The 20,018-nt window shown below is 53.0% G+C and carries 14 protein-coding genes; 10 read left to right on the top strand and 4 right to left on the bottom strand.

Features of this window, described 5'->3' with window-relative positions; all coding sequences use genetic code 11:
• Positions 1 to 325 precede the first annotated feature (325 nt).
• Positions 326 to 2,743, top strand: coding sequence for an ATP-dependent helicase (locus BN3911_RS15890; protein WP_066867327.1), 2,418 nt, complete (start codon positions 326 to 328; stop codon positions 2,741 to 2,743).
• A 137-nt stretch (positions 2,744 to 2,880) separates the two neighbouring features.
• Here BN3911_RS15890 and BN3911_RS15885 read toward each other — a convergent pair whose 3' ends face one another.
• On the bottom strand, positions 2,881 to 5,181 hold the full coding sequence (locus BN3911_RS15885) for a hypothetical protein (RefSeq protein WP_066867325.1): 2,301 nt from the start codon (positions 5,179 to 5,181) through the stop codon (positions 2,881 to 2,883).
• On the bottom strand, positions 5,178 to 7,295 hold the full coding sequence (locus BN3911_RS15880) for an efflux RND transporter permease subunit (protein ID WP_066867323.1): 2,118 nt from the start codon (positions 7,293 to 7,295) through the stop codon (positions 5,178 to 5,180). Before BN3911_RS15880 ends, BN3911_RS15885 begins: the two co-directional genes overlap by 4 nt.
• Before the next feature lie 323 nt (positions 7,296 to 7,618).
• On the opposite strand from BN3911_RS15880, the gene BN3911_RS15875 reads away from it, so the two are divergent.
• The 3 genes from BN3911_RS15875 to BN3911_RS15865 all read left to right on the top strand — a co-directional run bounded on the left by BN3911_RS15875 (position 7,619) and on the right by BN3911_RS15865 (position 9,418).
• Positions 7,619 to 8,209: a TetR/AcrR family transcriptional regulator gene (locus tag BN3911_RS15875; RefSeq protein WP_066867321.1), complete on the top strand. Its 591-nt coding sequence runs from the start codon at positions 7,619 to 7,621 to the stop codon at positions 8,207 to 8,209.
• A 112-nt stretch (positions 8,210 to 8,321) separates the two neighbouring features.
• Positions 8,322 to 9,125 (top strand): hypothetical protein, encoded by an 804-nt coding sequence (locus BN3911_RS15870; RefSeq protein ID WP_242871150.1) that lies wholly within the window; start codon positions 8,322 to 8,324, stop codon positions 9,123 to 9,125.
• A gap of 101 nt (positions 9,126 to 9,226) precedes the next feature.
• Positions 9,227 to 9,418: a hypothetical protein gene (locus BN3911_RS15865; protein ID WP_066867319.1), complete on the top strand. Its 192-nt coding sequence runs from the start codon at positions 9,227 to 9,229 to the stop codon at positions 9,416 to 9,418.
• A 70-nt stretch (positions 9,419 to 9,488) separates the two neighbouring features.
• Here BN3911_RS15865 and BN3911_RS15860 read toward each other — a convergent pair whose 3' ends face one another.
• On the bottom strand, positions 9,489 to 9,899 hold the full coding sequence (locus tag BN3911_RS15860; protein ID WP_066867317.1) for a DUF6120 family protein: 411 nt from the start codon (positions 9,897 to 9,899) through the stop codon (positions 9,489 to 9,491).
• Between the two features lie 3 nt (positions 9,900 to 9,902).
• Positions 9,903 to 10,211 carry a PadR family transcriptional regulator gene (locus tag BN3911_RS15855; RefSeq protein WP_187127776.1) on the bottom strand — a complete coding sequence of 103 codons (309 nt, stop codon included), beginning with the start codon at positions 10,209 to 10,211 and terminating at the stop codon, positions 9,903 to 9,905.
• Positions 10,212 to 10,571: 360 nt separating this feature from the next.
• Here BN3911_RS15855 and BN3911_RS15850 point away from each other — a divergent pair, with 360 nt between their 5' ends.
• The 6 genes from BN3911_RS15850 to BN3911_RS15825 all read left to right on the top strand — a co-directional run bounded on the left by BN3911_RS15850 (position 10,572) and on the right by BN3911_RS15825 (position 19,945).
• Complete coding sequence (locus tag BN3911_RS15850) at positions 10,572 to 11,639, top strand: hypothetical protein (RefSeq protein ID WP_147578636.1); 1,068 nt, start codon at positions 10,572 to 10,574, stop codon at positions 11,637 to 11,639.
• Between the two features lie 503 nt (positions 11,640 to 12,142).
• Entirely contained in the window at positions 12,143 to 14,347 is a 2,205-nt protein-coding gene (locus BN3911_RS15845) for a sensor domain-containing diguanylate cyclase (protein ID WP_066867310.1), read from the top strand.
• Positions 14,344 to 16,200 carry a putative bifunctional diguanylate cyclase/phosphodiesterase gene (locus BN3911_RS15840; protein ID WP_066867308.1) on the top strand — a complete coding sequence of 619 codons (1,857 nt, stop codon included), beginning with the start codon at positions 14,344 to 14,346 and terminating at the stop codon, positions 16,198 to 16,200. The genes BN3911_RS15845 and BN3911_RS15840 overlap by 4 nt, the downstream gene beginning before the upstream one ends.
• Before the next feature lie 16 nt (positions 16,201 to 16,216).
• Positions 16,217 to 16,573, top strand: a complete 357-nt coding sequence (locus tag BN3911_RS15835) for an Hpt domain-containing protein (RefSeq protein ID WP_066867306.1) — start codon at positions 16,217 to 16,219, stop codon at positions 16,571 to 16,573.
• Positions 16,574 to 16,594: 21 nt separating this feature from the next.
• The gene (locus BN3911_RS15830) at positions 16,595 to 18,640 is read left to right on the top strand and encodes a bifunctional diguanylate cyclase/phosphohydrolase (RefSeq protein WP_066867304.1); all 2,046 of its coding nucleotides are present in this window, start codon (positions 16,595 to 16,597) and stop codon (positions 18,638 to 18,640) included.
• 405 nt (positions 18,641 to 19,045) lie between these two features.
• Positions 19,046 to 19,945 carry an NAD(P)/FAD-dependent oxidoreductase gene (locus BN3911_RS15825; RefSeq protein ID WP_066867302.1) on the top strand — a complete coding sequence of 300 codons (900 nt, stop codon included), beginning with the start codon at positions 19,046 to 19,048 and terminating at the stop codon, positions 19,943 to 19,945.
• Positions 19,946 to 20,018 lie beyond the last annotated feature (73 nt).

Genomic DNA, 20,018 nt, shown 5'->3' with positions numbered 1-20,018 from the left:
CAAATCCCTGCCGAACCTTTGTCTGGTTTTGTATTTTATGGGTTTCTCCAATCCCGTCCTTATGTTATAATAACCGCAGGTGCAGTGTCATTGCAGCGGAAGTACACTGCGGCCGACAGGAAGATGCCCTGAGGCATGAAATGCCTCATTTCTATTTGGGAAAAGCATTGGGCTTCTTCCAACACGGTTTCTATGATATAATGAATAGCTTGCGGTAGGAGAAGGTCCGTGGCCCGTACCGCGGACCGAAAATTGCAGAGATCGGATCGCGTACACTTCAGGCGCGCAGATGGAATAACCATAGGGAAAGGGAACGGTTCAGTTCATGGCATTTTTGAAAGAAGAAATTTTAAAGATTCGGAAACAGGTAATGGAGAAGGATTTCTCCCGGATGAACGACCGCCAACGGCAGGCGGTTTTTACAACAGAGGGTCCTCTGCTGGTGTTGGCGGGCGCTGGCAGCGGAAAGACCACGGTGCTGGTAAACCGCATCGCCAACCTGGTGCGCTACGGTAAGGCCTATGAGAGCAGCTTTGTGCAGGATACCCTGACAGATGAGGATGTGGAGTGCTGTAAAGCATTTTTACTTGGCGGAGAGCTGCCGGATCTGGTGAGAGCGCGGCTTTCCGTGTCGGCCTGCCCCCCCTGGAAGGTAATGGCAATTACCTTTACGAACAAGGCGGCAGGGGAACTGAAGGAACGGCTTTGCAGCATGCTGGGGGAGGATGGGAACGACATCTGGGCTTCCACCTTTCATTCCAGCTGCGCCCGCATTCTGCGCAGGGACGGGGACCGGCTGGGCTACACCTCTCATTTCACCATCTACGATTCTGATGACAGCAAAAGGCTGATGAAGGAAGTGATGCGGGAGCTGGATATCTCGGAAAAATCCCTTTCTCCCAAGGCCGTTTTAGGGGAGATTTCCCGTGCCAAGGACGAGCTGACCTCACCCGAGGAATTCGAAAGCGGGGCTGGGGATGATTTTCGCCTGAAGCTGGTAGCCAGGGCATACCGGCTGTACCAGCGCAGGCTGGAGGATTCCGACGCCATGGACTTCGATGATCTCATCGTCAATACGGTGAGACTGTTTCAGAAATGCCCCGAAGTGTTGGAATATTACCAGGACAGGTTCCGGTACATCATGGTGGACGAGTACCAGGATACCAATCATGCCCAGTATGAATTTGTCAACCTTCTGGCGAGGAAGAGCAATAATCTCTGCGTGGTGGGCGACGACGACCAGAGCATCTATAAATTCCGGGGCGCCACCATTGAGAACATCATGAACTTTGAACAGGATTTCCGGGGCGCCGCGGTCATCCGGCTGGAACAGAACTACCGCTCCACCCAGAATATCCTGGACGCGGCCAACGCCGTGATCTCCAACAATACCGAGCGGAAAGGAAAAAATCTGTGGACCGCAGCAGGGGCGGGCGAGCAGGTAAAACTGCACACCGCGGAAAACGAACAGGACGAGGCCGACAGAATTGCGCGCATGATCCTGGAGGGCGTGTCGGCGGGACGGAAATTTTCCGACTATGCCATCCTGTACCGTATGAATTCCCAGTCTGTGATGTTTGAACGGATGTTTGCAAAACAGGGAATTCCTCACCGCATTATTGGAGGCACCCGGTTTTTCGACCGTAAGGAAGTGCGGGACATGATCTCCTACCTGAGTGTGGTGAACAATCCCGGCGACGAAATCCGTCTCCGGCGGGTGATCAATACGCCAAAACGGGGGATCGGCGACAGGACCGTAGATACGGCGGCGCAGATCGGCCAACAGGTGGGGGAGAGTCTCTTCGAGGTGATTTCCCATGCGTCGGAGTATCCGCCCATCTCCCGGGCGGCGGGGAAGCTGGCCCAGTTTTCCGGCATGATGCAGGAGTTCATTGATAAAAATGAAGCCGGCGGTCTGCTGCCCAGCGAACTCTATGGGGAACTTCTGGAACGGATAGGCTATGTGGAATTCCTCAGGGAAGACGAACCGGAAAAGGCGGAAGACCGTATTGAAAACGTACAGGAACTCTCCTCCATGCTGCAGCGCTATGAACAGGAAGCGGGGGAGGAAGCCAGCCTTTCCGGATTTTTGGAGGAGGTCGCCCTGTTCACCGACATTGACAATTACGATCATGACGCGGATTCCGTGGTGCTGATGACCATTCATTCCGCAAAGGGCTTGGAATTCCCGGTGGTATTCCTGCCGGGCTGGGAAGAGGGGATTTTTCCGGGCATGTCGGTGCTTTACAATCCCGCAGAAGTGGAAGAGGAGCGCAGGCTTGCCTATGTGGCTATCACCCGTGCCAGGGAGGAGCTGCTGATTTACAACGCCGAATCCCGTATGATTTTCGGCACTACTTCCCGGAATAAGCTTTCCCGGTTTGCTGAAGAGATTCCGGAGGAGCTGGTGGAGCGCAGCCGTTCCAGGGAGTACGCTTACCGTACGGGCGTGACCATGCCCACATTTACAGGCGGAGGCGTAGCGCAGGCCGGCGGCCAGGGACAGGACGCACGGACGAAGCAGGGAGGCTTCTCGTCGCAGATTTATAAGCCAAACCCAGTCAAACCGGCGCCGGCAGGAACTTTCCGCGCAGGGGATTCCGTGGAGCATAAAACCTTTGGCACGGGCCTGGTTCTGACGGCTACGCCCATGGCAAACGATACTCTACTGGAAATTGCCTTTGAAAAGGTGGGTACGAAAAAGCTGTTCGCCAATTTTGCCAGATTGAATAAACTGTCGTAAAACCGCTGAATAAGACAGAAAAAGCCTTCCTTGGAGGAGCGCGGAACAGCCGCTTCCCTCCGGAGAAAGGCTTTTTGTTTTTCGGACCTGGTTTCAATCCGATTCTCTTAATTGGCAGAAATCCTGCCTTGGAAATCTCAGGAAAAGAGGTTTTTGATGCGCTCCCAAAGATTGGTATCAGACTTCTGCGGCTTATGGATTTCTTCTTCGGTATCTGTAGGAGCAGGTTCCGCCTCGTTGGATTCTGCTGCTGCAGTACGCATTACCAGCTTGACGGTGAAGGTCTCGCCGTCTGAGCGGCCTGCGCCCTCATACTCCCCCGCCTGTTCCTTCATAGCGGAAAGCGTCTGTCCCAGGGCGGAATCGGGGTCTGCAAGTCCGGTGAGCTTTTCAATGCCTTCAGAGGCGTAAGCGTTCAGGCCTTCCCGCAGTTGGGAGGTTCCATCCTTCAGCTCCGCGCCTCCGTCTTGGAACTGAGCAATGGAAGAGGAAACGGTCTTGCTGGAACTGGAGAGGGTCTGCAGGCCGGCCCACAGACTGTCGGCCCCACTCTGCAGCTCGCCTGCACCGGAGGCAAAGGTATTTGTCCCGTTGGATAGAGCGGACGCGCCCTGGCTCAGACTGTCGGCTCCGGCGGCAAGCGCGTCAGCGGCCCCCACTACGGTTGCGGAATCTTCCGGGTTTTGGGTATTGTAAAGCGCGCCGGTCAGAACATCCACAGAGTCCAGCATTGCAGAGGCCTCTCCGGACAGGTCCTGGAATTCATCCAGCAGCGTATAGAATTGGGAGGCGTCCAAATCTGGAACTGCGCTTACCACCTGGCTTACCGCCTGTTCTCTGACACCGCTCATACCGGCAGTGATCTGCTGGGCTACAGCGTCAGGGTCTACCCCCACGTTCTGATCGATGGAAGCGTTGACGGCGGCGATACATTGGCCTGCCAGACCGCTCTGATCCGCTGGAGGAGAGACGGACACGCCGGACATCTCAGCCAGAATGGCGTTCATGGCGTCTTCCGATAGGGCTCCCGCCTCCACTTGGCTTTGCAATATGCCGGAAAGGGCGTCGTTATACTGGGCGGCTGCATCCTCTGCAGAAGCCTGGGAGGCCGAATTCAGCACAGCGCTGATGGCTCCCGCCGCCGCCTCCTTGCAGCCTTCTCGGATACCGGAAGACACATTCTGTGCTGTAGCGCTGGAAGCGCCGTAAGCGGCGGTGTCAAATACCTGTTGGACGCCGCCCGCCAGCTGATTCCTGATTCCGGAGGTGTCGGGGATGGTGACGGAATCCACCTGCTGGAAGAGCTCTTCCATTTTGCTGCGCAGGTCGTCCTTTTGGGTTCCGGCCTGAATAAGACCGGGCACCAGCTGTGTGTTGAGCAGGCCTGCAAGCTGGGCAGTCCCGTCCCGCAGCTGAGAAGCGCCGTTCGCCAGCTCCGCGGATTTATCGGAAAGCAGAGCCACGTTATCCAGCAGGTTTTCACTGCCCGCGGCAAGGAGCCGGGAGCCGTCCAGGGCGGAATCCACGCCCGCGTCGAATTCCGAATAGCCGTCGGCAAACTCGCCCAGCTTCTCCTGCAGAGTTGCCGCAGCGTCATCTAGCACGCCCGCTCCGTCCTGCAGTTCCCTTGTGGCGTTCTGCAGGTCCTGCAGTTCGCTTAAACTTCCCTCTCCATCCAGGCTCAATCCCTCCAGGGTGGGAGAGGAGGCAAACAGGAAGGAGGGTACCCGGCAGTCCGTCACATCAGCTTCCAGAGTGATTTCGTCCAGCATCAGGCTGTCCAGGCCGGTAAAATTTTCCGGAAGTAATCCGGAAAGGCTCTCGGAGACGCCGGGCATGGCCAGAAAGCAGACCAGGTTGGTTTTGGAATCTGTCTGTACGGTACCGTGCTCTGCGGTGATGTTGGTATAGGAATCTGCGGGAAGCATGGCTGCCGCCACCGTGAAAAAGGGAGTGAAAACAGTGCGTTGTTCCCCGGCGATGGCAATTTGCCTGCTCTCGTTGTTTTTCAGGGCAACATGTACGCTGAGATGTCCGCTTTTCCCATTTAGGTCGATTGCGTCTATCTCTTTCCCGTCCAGCAGATAGGTGATTGCTACGGACACAGGGGGCTGAAGCTCGCTTTTTCCCTGATAGTAGATGTCTTTGTCCTCTGTGTTCCAAATGAGCATACCGGCGTCCTGTTCCGGCAGCACGTCGCTTTTCAGGTTTTCCACGTCCTGAAGGCCGCTCTTGTCCCGAAAGCTGTGGAAACCGGTATCGCTGTGGAGCCAGTCGCTGACAATCTGTTCCCGGACAGAACCGTCTCCGTTTAGGATGAGGTAAATGGTTTCCTCTTTTTTGACGGGTTCAGAGGCGGCCGAGGCCGGTGCCGCACAGCTCACGGCAAGCGCCGCGGCCATAAACGCGGAAAATGCTTTCTGTCTGAATTGTTTCATAGCAGTGCTTCATCCTTTCTGCAGTTGTCGCTGCATATTTCTGCTTTTTGGGGTTGGATCCAATGAAATGTGGTCTTTTTCAAAATTGGGGCGGTAAGCACCAGCAGGGCGGGCAGTACCAGAAGAATAACGGCCATGCTGATCAGCGCGCCGCGGCTGATCAGTCTGCACAAACTGCCGATGAGTTCCATACGGGAGACCAGGGAGACGCTGAAGGTGGCGGCGAAAAAGGTCAGTCCGCTGGTCAGAATGCTTTGGCTGCACTGCTCCACCGCGGTCTGGGCGGCTTCCTTTGCAGTGCGGCCCAGGTTCATTTCCTCACGGAATCGGGTGGTCATCAGGATGGCGTAATCTACCGTAGCGCCAAGCTGGATGGTACCGATAACAATGCTGGCTACGAAGGGCAGCACCGCGCCGCTGAAATAGGGGATACCCATATTGATTGTGATAGCGCTTTCAATTGCAGCTACCAGAAGCACCGGTACGGAAGCGGAGCGGAACACGACGGCTACAATGAGAAATACCACCAGGATGCTTGTGATGCTTACATTTCGGAAATCTACGTCAGCTACCTCGATCAGGTCCTTGGTCATAGCGCCTTCCCCGGTAATGACGCCGGCAGGATCGTAGGATTTTACGATTTTTGTCATCTGTGCCAGCTGCTCATTCTGATCTTCGCTGCCGCTTTCATAGGAAGAATTGGCCAGGATCAGTTTGCGGCCGCCCGCCTCGAAAATATCCCGCGCCTCTTGGGGCAGCATCTGCCTAGGAATCCCTGCGCCCAGGAATTTTTCGTAGCTGAGCACCTGTTGGATGCCGCCGACCTGTTCCAGATCTTCTGTCAGGTTTTCCAGCTGTGACTCCGGCAGGCTGTCGTCCACAATGATGAAGTGAGAAGTGGTCATGCCGAAATCTTCCTTGAGCCGGTTGGTGCCTACAATGCCGGGCAAGTCTTGGGGAAGACTGTCGAAAATAGTGTAGTAAACCGGAACCTTTGCCTGGGCGAAGGCGAAGGGAAGGAAGCAAAGCAGGAATCCCACCAGAATCGGTACACGCCGCTTCACGACGAAGCGGGAGGTTTTACTCAGCTTCGGTATGAAGGTGCGGTGTGTATGGCGGGCAATTGACTTCCGGAAGGTCATCAGCAGGGCGGGCAGCACGGTTATGGTGCAGGCCACACCCAGGAATACGCCCTTGGCCATCACCAGACCGATGTCGGCGCCCAGGGTCAGGGTCATGGTACACATGGCGAGAAATCCGGCAATGGTGGTAAGCGAGCTGCCTAGGATGGAGGAAAAGGTCTTGCGGATTGCCTGCACCATAGCTTCTTCATCCTCAAAGCCCCGTTCCTTCTCTTCCTCAAACCGGTGCAGCAGGAAGATGGAAAAATCCATGGTCACACCCAGCTGCAGCACTGTGGCCAGCGCCTCGGTGATATAACTGATCTGCCCCAAAAAATAGTTGGTGCCGAAATTATAGGCGATGGGGAAAATCATGCCCAGCATGAAGAGCAGGGGAACCATGGTTTCCTTCATGCTCAAAAACAGGATGAGCAGGGAGGCCCCCGCCGCACAGAGGATATAGAGCGGCATTTCCTGGTTTACCAGGTTTTTGGTGTCCTCCAGAATGGCGGACATGCCGCCGATAAAGCAGTTTTTCTGCAGGATGGCTTTTATGGCGTGCTGGGCTTCCATGGTTTTCTTGTCTGCGCTGGGATTTTCGAATTGTACCAGCATCATCGTGGCGCCGCTGTCGTTATAAAAAAATTTCTGCAGGTCTGCCGGCAGCATTTCCTTCGGTGTGGTGACGTCCAGAATGTCGCTGGTCCACATCACGCTCTTTACGCCCTCCACCTGCTCCAGGTCTGCTTTCAGCTTCAGCGTATCGGCGGTGGTCATGTTTTCGACGGTGATCATACCGGTAGACGCCATATTGAAATCGTTTTCCAGGTATCCCTCTCCCACCATGGAGTCCAATTCCTTGGGCAGATAGGTGAGGATGTCATAGTTGATATAGGTCCCCGCGGCGCCGAATACCGATGGGATCAACAGCAGAACAGACAGAATCAAAATGAGCTTCCTGTGCCGTACCACCCATCGTGCAAATCGATCCATATGCAGCTCTCCTTTCCTGAGGGTTGGAAAAATACGGTAGATTACGGCTGCCGGTCCGGATAGAATCCTGCGGCCGGGTTTGTACCGGCCACAAATGTGCCGGAGGCTTGGAATTTCAATTCATCGGTATTCTTCCCTTGGCCCTCATCACGGTGTAAAGTGTACTTCAAAAATGACTATTGGTCAATATTCAAGATCACGAAGAAAAACCGGGTTGATAATTGACTATTGGTCATTTTTAATAAACGTATGGTTTGCCCTTGCGCTTTCGGGGGTTCAAGCCTTATACTAAAAGTGAAACATGCAGAAGGGAGGAAGGGGCAATGCGGGAAAAAATTGAGCTGAAGAAAGAACAAAAAAAGCAAAGCCTGCTGGACGCAGCCTACCGGCTGTTTCTGGAGAAGGGCGTGGCTAAAACTTCGGTGGATGAAATCGTGCGGGGGGCCAATGTGGCGAAAGGCACCTTCTACCTTTATTTCCACGATAAGGATCAGCTGCTGCAGCAGCTTACCTATCAGATTTCGGCCCGTATCCTGGGGGAAGCCTATGAATTCGTGCGGCAGAGCCATGCGGAGGATTTTGTGGAGAAGGTGGTGATGCTGATCGATTATGTGGTGGAATACTTCCGAAAGAGCAAGCTTACCCTGCGTCTGATGGAACGGAATTTTTCCTGGCCCATGGTGAAAAAGCAGCTGAGTCTGAGGGAAGACCCTCTTTGGGACAAGCTGATGACGGAGCTGGAAAAAAGCACCTTTGCAAGGAAGCATACGGAGGACGAGCTGTTTAAAATCATGTTTGTGATCATTGAGATGATCGGCTCCACCTGCTTTTCTTCCATCATTGAAGGGCGGCCTGATACCATCGACAACATGAAACCGGTGCTGTATGGAATTGTGAGAAAGGTTTTGGCCTGAGCAGCAGTCTGGCATGTGTTTAGGCGGGGCCGCCGTAAATCTCTCTGTTCCCCTCACCAAATCTCCCCTTTGTCATACAATGGAAAGAGAACCCCCAAAGGAGGAGATTTCTATGGCCGAGAACGAGAGTACTCCCGAATATGATTGCCGGGATTACTTCAAGGAGGCCGTCTGTATCGATGCAATGCGAATCTACGATTCGTGTTCCGATAAAGACTGTCTCGAGGACATAAGGGTGTTGTTTCCGGCGGCGCGCCAGCCGCTGGTGGACAGCGCCACAAATGTGCGCATCCGGGATGTGAGCGTGATTACCGTCTATATCGATCTGCAGCCCATTCCGTTCAACAAGGGCTTCTATTCCGTCGATATGACCTTTTTCTTCGATGTGTCCCTGGACCTGTTTGGCGGCCCCACATCGTGCCCCGTCCCTGTAAACGGCGTGTCTATCTTCAACAAAAAGGTGATCCTATACGGCAGCGAGGGCAACGTGAAGATGTACTCATCCGACCGCTGCATCGACGATGTGGATCCCCAGGACTGCAAAGTGCTGCCTAAGGCTACGGTGCAGGTGGCCGAGCCGGTGGCGCTCTCCGCCAAGCTGTGCGACCATCCGGTATGCGGATGCGAACCCTACTGCCGGATTCCGGAATGTATCTGCCAGAGGTATGGAGACAACTTTGAGTGCTGCCAGTGCAAAAATACGGTCTACGCCACCATCGGCCTGTTCATCATCGTACAGATCGTGCGCAATGTGCAGATGCTGATTCCTGCCTACGACTTCTGTATCCCGGAAAAGGAATGCGTGACGTCCAGCGACAATCCCTGCGAGCTGTTCCGGCGCATTGAATTCCCCACCAACGAGTTTTTCCCGCCCCGCGCCACGGATCTGGGCGACGGGGGAAGATGCTGCAAGTAAAGTACCGGCGTCCGAAGAAATGGGAGAATTACAGAGTTACTCTGCAGTCTCCCACGAAGTGCCGGTAAACCCAGATTGCGGGGTATTCGGGGAGAGGAAGGGTGAGGAAAAAATCAGGCTTCCTCTCTCTCGATGATTCCGGAGACCGGTTTTTACAGGAAAGTGTTCCTGACAAACGGTTTGTCTCCACAGACTTGCCCGGCGATGCGGAACGTTATTTTTCGAAAAACGGAGGAGGGCTGCAGATTTTTTCTGCAGCCCTCCTCCATGTATATGCTGAACAGCCGGTATGACGGAAAAGCCGCCCCGTCTACCCGCCATCCTGCGGCAGCGGGGAGCAAAGGCGGCACCGGAATGCCCCGCTCAGTAGGTTTGAAGAATGGCGGAATTCTCCGGCCGCTCCCCTTTTCCGATGCTTTCCTTGTACTGGCCGTGGTTGAAAGAGAACGTATCAATGACAAAAATACCGCCCAGAATCACTGCTGCGGCTGTCAGAACAAGGATCGCAACCGACAGGATTCGGATCACCCTTCCCTTTAAGCGGATTTTTTCCTGTACTTCTTTGAAGTCCTCTTCCTGCAGGAAGGACTGGGCGATCCCGGCGGGATCTCCAAAGCGATGGACAAGATCTGCCTCTGTGGCGTGGGGGTGATCTGCCAGAAATTCGTCAATGCTGCTTTCCAGCTCTTCAAGAAATTTCCGTTTTTCCTCTTCCGGACAGGTTAAGTAATTTTTGATTTCCTTCAGGTATTTGTGCAGGTTTGCATCTGGCATTTTTCACATGCTCCCTTCGCTTTGAAAGTCTTTCAGGAGTTTTTGAATGGCGTTATTGACGACGTTGTATTCGTATACCAAAGTGTGGAGCCGTTTTTCCCCCAGCGGCTCCATGTGATAATAAACACGCGTTCTGCGTTCTCCCACCAGCTTTTTGTAAGAGGTAATGCATTTCTCTTTTTCCAGGCGGTAGAGGGTGGGGTACAGGGAGCCCTCAGGCATGGTAATCACACTGGAACTGCGGTCTCCGATGGTCTGAGAGATCTCATATCCATATTTATCTCCGCCCTGTAAAAGGACTAAAATTAACATTTCCAAAGAACCTTTTTTAAAGCTGTCCCTGACGCTCATATCCACAGCTCCTTTTCTGACAAAAGTATAATACAAAGCCAAGGCTTTGTAAATTATTATTTTGTATTGATAAAGTTTTAAAAATAGTATATTATAAAAATAAAATTTAAGAGCATTTGGAACAGCAGCTGGATAGCGAGAGGGTAAAATGGTTGGTACATAACGGCAGCCTCGTCATGCTGCCGCGCCGGTCTGATGGAAAAGATGAAGGAAAAGGGAAGTTTGTGCCGTCAGTGCAGGGACCTTGTGCCCGCTTATATACCTGGCTGTTAGTGGCGCTCAAACAGGAATGAAAATGAATGGATGACTAGGGAGGCGGCTATGAAAAGAATACTGAGTTTGGTTCTTTGTCTGCTGGCAGCTGGGATATTTGCTTCCTGCAGTACAAAGGTCTCTTCGGACGGCGTATCGGAATCCGGCCGTTCTTCAGACGGCGGCAGGACAGGCGGTGTGTCGGAAACCCTCAGGCCGCAAAGCTCTTCTCAGCTGGAAACCAGGGCGGATTCCGAGAATTCCGGCCTTCCGGAATCCAAAATCCCGCTATTGCTTCCCATAGAGGCAAAGGAGGGGAAGCCAAGATATGAGGTCTGCAGGTGGAATATGGAAAGCGGCCGTCTGGAAAAGCAGAACACGGTTGTCGAGAGCCTTGAACCGGAAGGCCTGCAGATCTTTTGGAACGGCAGAGACTATCTGGTATCAAATCCCCCTGTCCGCTGTGAGGACGAGACATTGGAAGTGAAGGGTACGGCATTTGGTTCGGCATGCTATCAGGGCGGCATACTCCGTTATACGGACGGTTTTGAAAACAGTATCTGGGGAGACAGAACAAAGCTGACGCTGACAACAGACGGCGCCGACGCTGTGCTTGACCTATCAGGGATGACGACGCCGGATGGAAAGTATCGGCCGGAAGAACTGCTCCTGTCTGGTTTTTTGTTGGAAGAGGAAACGCTGTATGTGCTGTTTTGCCCGGATATGATGCTGGAAGAAAATCTTCAGCTCTATCTTGTGGAAATGAACTTGGAGGACCGGTCGATTACAAGGGTCACCGCAATCGATGCGCCGGAGAACTGTTCTCCGGCGGATCCTCCCATAGCGAACAACGTGTTCGCAAAAGCAGAAGAGGGGTTCTTTGTGTTTGGTTCCGACTCCGTTGTGAGGGTGGATCCTCATGGCGGAACGGTATCGACGGTATTTTCTCCCTCATCCTTTGAGGAGGGAACAGCGCCCCATTTCTACATCAAGAAGATCGGAACTTACCAGGATTTCCTGTTGGTAGAGGGAGAAGATGCGGATTGGAACTACTACCTGTTCGCGGTGAAGGACGGGAAAGTAGCCGGAACGCTGGAGACGGGTGAGCAGTCCTTTCACATGCCGAACCTGGTTTAGGGTTCAAACGCGCCGCCGCAATTGGTCAGGCAGACAAGTGGACGGGAAAGGGCCTATTCTCAGGAATGTTGTTCGTGGGCGTGAGAACGGAATAATCTGCGCTGTGGAATCCTGAACTTTGGGGCTTCACAGGAAGCGGTGCGGCGGAAAGTTTTCCTTTGGGGACGCTTTCCGCCGCACCTTATCGTATTGCCTCCCGGGGGGTAAGTCCGGCGCGGCGCAGTCTTCCGAAAGGGAATGTGAAAAGACTTGGGAAAGAAGCAATGGAATTTATTCCGAGAGGATAAACAAAAAATGACATACAAATTGTAAATGTGAAGAATAAATTAAGAATTTCTGTCGTTTTTTTATTCGAGTTCCCAATCTGACGCTTGATTCTTTCTTAATAATGCGTTAAAATAATCAAATACGGGCACTTTTAAAAGGGATGGAGTGCAAGGAGAAGGCCGCGGCGGTAGATTCCGGAAAGATGGAATTCGGCGGCAGAGGAGGCCGGGGTTGGCATGAACGAAGGATGCGGCGGACAAAGGGAAGCATACCAGATGCTGCTGGATAATATCCCTGGGGGCGTGCAGCAGCACTTGAATGATGAAGCCTATACCCTGGTAGAAGTCAATCAGGGATTTTTGGAATTGTTCGGTTATACGAAGCAGGAACTGCAGGAGCAATTTGAGAATCAATATATGCAGATGATCCACCCCGAAGACCGTCAGAGCGTTGTGAAGCAGGTGGCGGAGCAGCTTCTTCTGAAAAAAAGAGTTGCGCTGGAATACAGGGTGTTCTGCCGGGATGGAAGCTATAAATGGGTGCTGGACAACAGCCAGATGATCTCCTGTGCGGGGGAGAAGGAGCGGTTTTTCTGTGTGTTGGTGGATATCACCGAGAACAGGAAGGTCCGTGAAGAACTGCGTCTTTCCCTGGAACGCCATCAGATTATTATGGATCAGACCACGGACGTCATTTTTGAATGGGATATCCGGGAGGATACCCTGGTCTTCTCCTCCAACTGGGAAAAGCGGTTTGGATATGAGCCCATACGCACGCAGGTGAAGGATAGGCTGCTGCTGAACAGCCATGTGCATTCCGATGATATTCCGGTACTGCGGCAGCTGTTGACCGGGGCCTACCGGGGGATCCCCTTTTCTTCGGCGGATCTCCGGATTCAGAAGGCAGATGGGGAGTATCCCTGGTGCCGGATTCGTGTCACCGACCAGTTTGACGAGAGCGGTAAACCGGTAAAGGCGGTGGGGGTCATCGCCGATATAGACGAGCAGAAAAAGGCAATTGATGAATTGAAGCAGCGGGCGGAGCGGGATGCCCTCACAGGCCTGTATAACCGGATGGAGACGGAACTGCAGGTCAAAACTTTTCTCGCGTCGGAGCCGGCGGTTTCCTGTGCGTTGATTATGGTGGACACCGATAATTTTAAACATGTCAACGATACCAACGGCCATCTATATGGGGACGCGGTGTTGTCTGAGATAGCGTCCGGCATGAAGAAACTGCTTCGGCAGAGCGATGTGGTCGGCCGGATCGGTGGGGATGAATTTATCCTGTTTTTAAAAGGCATCCCTCCTTTCGCAGTTGAAAAGAAGGCGGAAGAGCTCTTGCAAATGTTCCGGCAGCTCTTTCGGCAGGACAAGCAGGCGCTGGAGATCACCTGCAGTGTGGGAATTGCCCGGTATCCGGAGGATGGCACAGATTACCAGACCCTTTACCGCTGTGCGGACCAGGCCCTTTATCGTGCAAAGAGCAGGGGGAAGGATCGGTACGTGCTGTACGACAGGGAAAACGCTGTCTCCGTGGAGAATACGGGCTATGTCTCAGCCGGAACGTCAATCGATTCCAATCAATCGGCCGTTCCATCTGATTTGATCGGCTATGTGTTCCAGATTTTGTTTGACTCTCGGGATTTGGAACACGCACTGGGACTTATTCTGGAGATTATAGGAAAACGGTTTGACGTGAGCCGCGCCTATATCTTTGAAAGCACCCCGGACGGGCGGTATTGCGATAATACCTATGAATGGTGCAACAGCGGAATCGAGCCGGAGAAAGATCGCCTGCAGCATCTCTCCTACGCAGAGTTGGATCATTTTGAAAAGCTTTACAGGGATAGTTCTGTCTTTTACTGCAGAGACATCCACACACTTTCTCCGAAGCAGGCGGCGTTTTTGGAGGCGCAGGGCATCCGTTCCACCTTGCAGTGCGCGATTCGTGAGGGAGAAAGGCTTCACGGGTTTGTGGGATTTGATGAATGTACTGGTAAGCGGCTGTGGACCAAAGAAGAGGTGGAAACCCTCTCCCTGGTCGCCAGGATGCTCGCCGTTTTCCTGCAGAAAAGACGCGCCTCGGACAGGGATAGGCAGGCGGCCCAGCAGATGAAGGCTCTTTTAGACGCACAGGAGGCCTATCTCTATGTCGTGGACATGCAAAGCCGGGAACTGCTGTACCTGAACCGGAAGGCCAGAGAGATGGATCCCCTGGTACGAACGGGGAATACGTGCCATCAAGCCTTTTTTGGCAGCGAGACGCCTTGCGCACATTGTCCGCTTTGTAAGCAGGAGCCTGCGGAATGCTATATTCCGCAGTATCATATGTGGATGAAAGTTCATACGGGAATCCTGTGCTGGGATGAGCGTGAGGCGTATCTGCTTTCTTGTTATGACATCACGGAATACAAAGGGCAACAGGAGGAAAAGCAATGAAAGGTCGCTTGAAGGGCGGGCTGGCTCTGCTGTTTCTCTCCCTTTTGCTGCTGGGTGTCATCACGATACATACAGTTGTTCAGATTCAATCCTATGGGAAGCTGATCAATTATGTGGGGATTGTGCGCGGAGCCACGCAGCGCCTGGTCAAGCTGGAGCTGGAGGGGTTTGCGCGGGATGATATTCTGGAATATCTGGATGGGATTTTGCTGGAGTTGAATGGGGAAGAGGGAGCCTATGGCCTTCCTTCCCCCCGTGATGCACGGTATCAGGAAGATTTGACGGAGCTCAACCGGATGTGGGAAGACGTGAGGGAGAGCATCTCCGCATACCGGGCTGGTCTGGAGGACGGCGCTATGCTGCTGGAAACCAGCGAGGCGTATTTTGAGCAGGCGAATAAAACGGTCTTTTCCGCGGAGGCCTATTCCTCGGGACAGAGCCAGAAACTTCTGCTGATCTGTGCCGGCATGTTCGGGATTATGCTGCTGACCTGGTCCTTTATCTTCTGGGCGTATGCCAAGAAGCTGCTGCTCCTGGAGAGCACGAACGAGAAACTGAATGATCTGGCGAAAAGGGACCCGCTGACCGGCGCTTACCAGATGGACATCTTTCGGGAAGAGGCGCAGCGGCTGCTGGAACAGCAGCGTGAGGATCATTATGCCGTGCTGTATACGGATTTCGCCGATTTCAAATACTTTAATGATGTTTACGGTTACACTTTCGGGGACGACGTTCTCGCTCACTACGGCGGGATTCTCAGCGCGGAGATGCGGGAGGGCGAGCTTTTCGGCAGGGTGGCTGCAGACAATTTTGTGCTTTTGCTGCGCTATCGGGAAAAGGGGGAGATTACGGTCCGGCAGCGCCGTGCGGACCGGGAGATCGAGGAGTATCTTACCCGAAGCCGGAACGGGCAGAGTATCTCCACCTGCTGCGGTATTTGTTGCGTGGAGGACGTGGTGGAAGCCCTCAATATCGACGGCTTTTTGGATCGGGCCAATTTCGCACGCAAGACGGTTAAAAATGGAACAAATCCCAACTATGTTTATTACAACGAAAAGATACGCCAACGCCTATGGGCGGAAAAGAGGATTGAAAATCGGATTCAGGAGGCATTGGATGCCCATGAGTTTGAGGTGTTTTATCAGCCTAAGGTACTGCTCAGTACCGGGCAGATCGCCTGTTCAGAAGCGCTTGTCCGCTGGCGCAGCGCAGAGGGGAATATTGTGTCCCCGGACCTTTTTATCCCGGTTTTCGAGCGAAAATTCATGATTAACCGGCTGGACCAATATGTTTTTGAAGAGGTATGCCGCTGGCTGCACCGCCTCTTGCTGGAAGGGAAAAAGGCCCTGCCGGTTTCAGTGAATGTTTCCCGCCTCCAGTTTTACGACCAGGATTTCGTTCACCGCTATGTGGAAATACGGGATCGCTATGAAATTCCGCCGGAACTGCTTGAGATAGAGTTTACAGAGTCCATCCTGGTGGACAATATCCCCCTGCTGCTCAAAACGGTGGGGGAGCTGAAAAAGGCTGGCTTTTCCTGTTCCATTGATGATTTTGGAAAAGGGTACTCTTCACTGAGCCTGCTCAAAAACCTGCCGGTGGATGTGCTGAAAATTGACCGGCTTTTCTTTGTGGATGAGGATGGAAGAGAGCAGGATCTGGAATTGGCGCACAGCGTGATTGACCTTGTTCGGAAGTTCCATATCCGCACGGTGGCAGAGGGAGTGGAATCTGAAGAGCAGGTGGAGCAGCTGAAAGAATTTGGTTGTGATTATGTCCAAGGATATGTGTTCTACAGGCCTATGCCGCAGGAGGAGTATGAAGGACTGCTGTCACATTTACTTTTAGAATGAATGGAGGAAATCCGGAATGACAATAGAAGAGTGCTATACCAATATGGGCGCTGACTATGGGGATGTGCTTCGCAGGTTGGGAAATGAGGACCGGGTAAAGCGGTTTCTTGGAAAGATCCCGGAAGATACAAGCTTTTCCCTGCTGTGTGAGGCCTACGAAAAGGGAGATGGCCGGGAGGCGTTTCGCGCCGCCCATTCCCTGAAAGGCATCTGTATGAACCTGGGGTTGACGGTGCTGTATACCTCATCTGCAGCGCTGGCGGAGGAACTGCGGGGCGGCGCTTTGACGGAAGCGTCCGCATCGATGCTGGAACAGGTAAAAAAGGATTACCAGATTGTCACAGAATGCATCCGAAAGTTCTTGCAAGGCTGATAACAGGGAAAGAGAGACGCTATGGGAAAACAAGGCAAGATATTGATTGTGGACGACACGGAGATGAACCGGTCCATGCTCGCGGATATGCTTCAGGAGGATTATGAGATTCTGGAAGCGGAAAACGGGCTGGAAGCGGCCAAGCTGCTGTACCAGCTGCACGATGGGATTTCATTGGTACTGCTGGATATTATCATGCCGGAAATGGACGGCTTTGAAGTACTGACCCTTATGAGTAAGAATGATTGGATTGAACGTATCCCCGTTATCACCATATCATCGGAGACCGCCTCTGCCTATATTGACCATGCCTATGATTTGGGCGCCACAGATTATATCAGCCGTCCTTTTGATGAAAAGACGGTGCAGCGCCGCGTGCGCAATACGATTATGCTTTATTCCAAGCAAAAAGCGCTGGAAAGTTTGGTGGCGGAGCAGATCGTGGAGAAGGAGCAAAATAATTTCCTGATGGTGGAAATCTTGTCCAATATCGTGGAATTCCGAAATGGAGAAAGCGGACTGCATGTTCTGCATATCCGTATCCTGACGGAGATTCTGCTGCGAAAGCTGCAGGAGATAACGGACCGCTACCCTCTCACGGCCGCTCAGATCGCCCTGATTGTCAACGCTTCCGCCCTGCACGATGTGGGAAAAATCTCCATTCCGGAAGAAATCCTGAATAAGCCGGGCCGGCTGACGCCGGAGGAGTTTGAGGTGATGAAGACCCACAGTGCGATAGGTGGACAAATCATGGAAGAAGCCCTGCAGCGGCACCGGGAGGAACTGATTCAGGTAGCCTACAATATCTGCCGTTGGCACCATGAACGTTATGACGGACGCGGATACCCGGATGGGCTGAAGGGGGAGAAGATTCCAATAGAGGCGCAGGTTGTGGCTTTGGCAGATGTCTACGATGCCCTGACCAGTGTGCGCGTATACAAACCGGCCTATTCCCATGAAGAAGCGATGCAGATGATCCTCAACGGAGAATGCGGCTCGTTTAACCCTCTTCTGCTGGAGTGCCTGCAGCAGGTGGGCCCCCGCCTGGAGGAGGAACTCAAACTCCGCTCTCTCAGAGGGGTTTCCGAGGCCAGCATCCAGGAACTCTCCACACAGATGATCGCCAACGGCAAGGTTTCAAGCCGTACGCTGACACTGCTGGACCAGGAGCGCACCAGATACCAATTTTTTGCGTCCATGTCCAATGAAATCCAGTTTGAGTACAGCTTTCAAAGTGATCTGCTCACCCTCTCAGAATGGGGGGCTCAGTTGCTGGGACTGAGTGTGCTGTTGGAGCATCCGGAGGAGAATGAGGAACTGGGCCGTGTTTTCTCTCGTGATGATTTTGCAGATCTCAAGCGGCGTCTCCGCCGTGCGACAGCGGAAAGGCCCATTGTAAGCGTCTCTTACTGCCTGCAGGTCAAGGGTGAACCTAGATGGTTCAAGGCGGTGGCCAGGCCCCTCTGGGAGAACGAGGAGGAGGGCAAGGTAGTCAGTATCATCGGCAAGTTTATGGATGTCCATGAAGAACGTCTTCAGATGAACCGCCTGAAGAAGCTGGCTGAACAGGATCCCCTGACCAAGCTTCACAATCAGGCGTCAGCAAAAAAGACGGTGTCCAAGGCGCTGGATATAAAAGGAGCGCATACCGCTCTGGCCCTGTTTGATTTGGATAATTTTAAGGATGCCAATGATCGGTTCGGCCATATGTTTGGGGATCAAGTACTGAAGCATGTGGCGGATATTGTGCGGAAAAGCGTACGGAGCAGTGATATTGCCGCCCGGGTCGGCGGGGATGAATTCCTGTTGTTTTTAGCATATCAGGGAGATGTGAGACCAGTGGTTGACCGCATATTCAGGGCGCTTTACAGCGGGTATCAGTCCTTTCAGGTATCTGTAAGCATGGGGATTGCGCTGGCCCCGGAAAATGGCGCGGATTATGATACCTTGTTCCATGCGGCGGATCAGGCGCTGTATGCTGCAAAGAAAGGCGGAAAGAACCGGTACTGTTTTTACGACGATTCCATGCGAAGGCTGCTGAGCGTACTTTCGCCCATGGACCATTAAAGCAAAGCAGAAATCGGAAAACAAAATGTATTCTTAAAAAGAGAAAGCGACTACCGCTAAACAGACCCTCAAAAAATTGTAGAAAAAGCCCTTGAATTTGGCCGTAAAAGGTCGAATTCAAGGGCTCTCTTTTTTAGAAAGCTGTTTTGGCAAAGATTGCTGTGAGGGGAGGCATACACTCCTTTGGCGGTGAAACTACAGGATGGAGAAGTGGAATGAGCATTAATGAAATTTATAATCAAATAATAATATATAATTTTTCATGATGAAATAAATATGATATGCTTTTGAAAGAAAAGGCGGAAGAAATCCCTGGACATGATGTTAGACGGAGATCACTCCTGACAGCAGGTACCGGAAAGTCTTATGGTTTTGAACGGCCGCCGAATAAAAGGAGGAAAAACCATGTATGATATTGCAGTGATCGGAGCCGGACCGGCGGGAGTCAGCGCGGCTATTTATGGAGCGAGCCGCGGAAAAACCGTGCTTGTGTTGGAGCAGGAAGCGGTGGGAGGCGTAATCGGAAAAGTTTCCACAGTGACCCATTATGCTGGAATATTGGAAAGCGAGACAGGAAGAAGCTTTGCGGCCCGCTTGAAGCGTCAGACGGAGAAATCGGGTGTGGAGCTGGTCTACGAACGGGTGACGGGAGTACGTCTGAAGGGTGAGGTCAAGAAAATTTTTACAGAAGGGCATGTTTACGAGGCGGGCAGAGTGATCCTGGCAAACGGTACCACCCCAAACCGGCTGAACATTCCCGGAGAAGAAGAGCTTACCGGACTGGGAATGAATATGAACGCGGCCAGGGATGGGGAACAATACCGCGGACGCCATGTCTATGTGGTGGGCGGGGCTGATGGAGCGGTTAAGGAGGCCATTTACCTCTCTGGGCTGGCGGAAAAGGTGACGGTTCTCCATTTTGAAGAAACCCTGGGCGCCATTTCGGAGTTCCAGCAGAAGGTCAAAGCTGCGGGCAATATTGAAGTAAAACTTCACACCCGGCTCACCGCCGTGGCAGGGAAAGGCAGGATAGAGAAGCTGGAACTTACAGATGTGAGAGATGGTAGTACTTTCTGGCGGGAAGATCCGGGCTGCGGCATCTTCGTTTACGCAGGGGCTGCTCCCAATACGGAGCTGTATCCGGAGCTGGAGCTGGCGGAGGGATACATCCCGGTCAATGACAAGATGGAAACGGAGCTGCCCGGTGTATACGCCGTGGGAGATATCAGGGTCAAGCAGGTGCGTCAGGCCGCCACGGCCGTGGCAGACGGAGCCATTGCTGCAATCAATGCGGCGCTTTTCTGAATGCCGGCCGAAGCGGGCTCCTATCATGAGCTGCTGGCCGGAAATATCCAGACGCCGATCCAAACTGTAAAAC

This window comes from Neglectibacter timonensis, assembly GCF_900048895.1.
Taxonomy (GTDB): domain Bacteria; phylum Bacillota; class Clostridia; order Oscillospirales; family Acutalibacteraceae; genus Acutalibacter; species Acutalibacter timonensis.
This window is presented reverse-complemented; position numbering and strand designations above follow the sequence as displayed.

Bases quoted from the DNA above. Each gene is read 5' to 3' on its own strand.
- BN3911_RS15870 (WP_242871150.1), top strand. From the start codon at position 8,322: ATGGCCGAGAACGAGAGTACTCCCGAATATGATTGCCGGGATTACTTC.
- BN3911_RS15860 (WP_066867317.1), bottom strand. From the start codon at position 9,899: ATGCCAGATGCAAACCTGCACAAATACCTGAAGGAAATCAAAAATTAC.
- BN3911_RS15850 (WP_147578636.1), top strand. From the start codon at position 10,572: ATGAAAAGAATACTGAGTTTGGTTCTTTGTCTGCTGGCAGCTGGGATA.
- BN3911_RS15845 (WP_066867310.1), top strand. From the start codon at position 12,143: ATGAACGAAGGATGCGGCGGACAAAGGGAAGCATACCAGATGCTGCTG.
- BN3911_RS15830 (WP_066867304.1), top strand. From the start codon at position 16,595: ATGGGAAAACAAGGCAAGATATTGATTGTGGACGACACGGAGATGAAC.
- BN3911_RS15840 (WP_066867308.1), top strand. From the start codon at position 14,344: ATGAAAGGTCGCTTGAAGGGCGGGCTGGCTCTGCTGTTTCTCTCCCTT.
- BN3911_RS15885 (WP_066867325.1), bottom strand. From the start codon at position 5,181: ATGAAACAATTCAGACAGAAAGCATTTTCCGCGTTTATGGCCGCGGCG.
- BN3911_RS15825 (WP_066867302.1), top strand. From the start codon at position 19,046: ATGTATGATATTGCAGTGATCGGAGCCGGACCGGCGGGAGTCAGCGCG.
- BN3911_RS15880 (WP_066867323.1), bottom strand. From the start codon at position 7,295: ATGGATCGATTTGCACGATGGGTGGTACGGCACAGGAAGCTCATTTTG.
- BN3911_RS15855 (WP_187127776.1), bottom strand. From the start codon at position 10,211: ATGTTAATTTTAGTCCTTTTACAGGGCGGAGATAAATATGGATATGAG.
- BN3911_RS15890 (WP_066867327.1), top strand. From the start codon at position 326: ATGGCATTTTTGAAAGAAGAAATTTTAAAGATTCGGAAACAGGTAATG.
- BN3911_RS15835 (WP_066867306.1), top strand. From the start codon at position 16,217: ATGACAATAGAAGAGTGCTATACCAATATGGGCGCTGACTATGGGGAT.
- BN3911_RS15875 (WP_066867321.1), top strand. From the start codon at position 7,619: ATGCGGGAAAAAATTGAGCTGAAGAAAGAACAAAAAAAGCAAAGCCTG.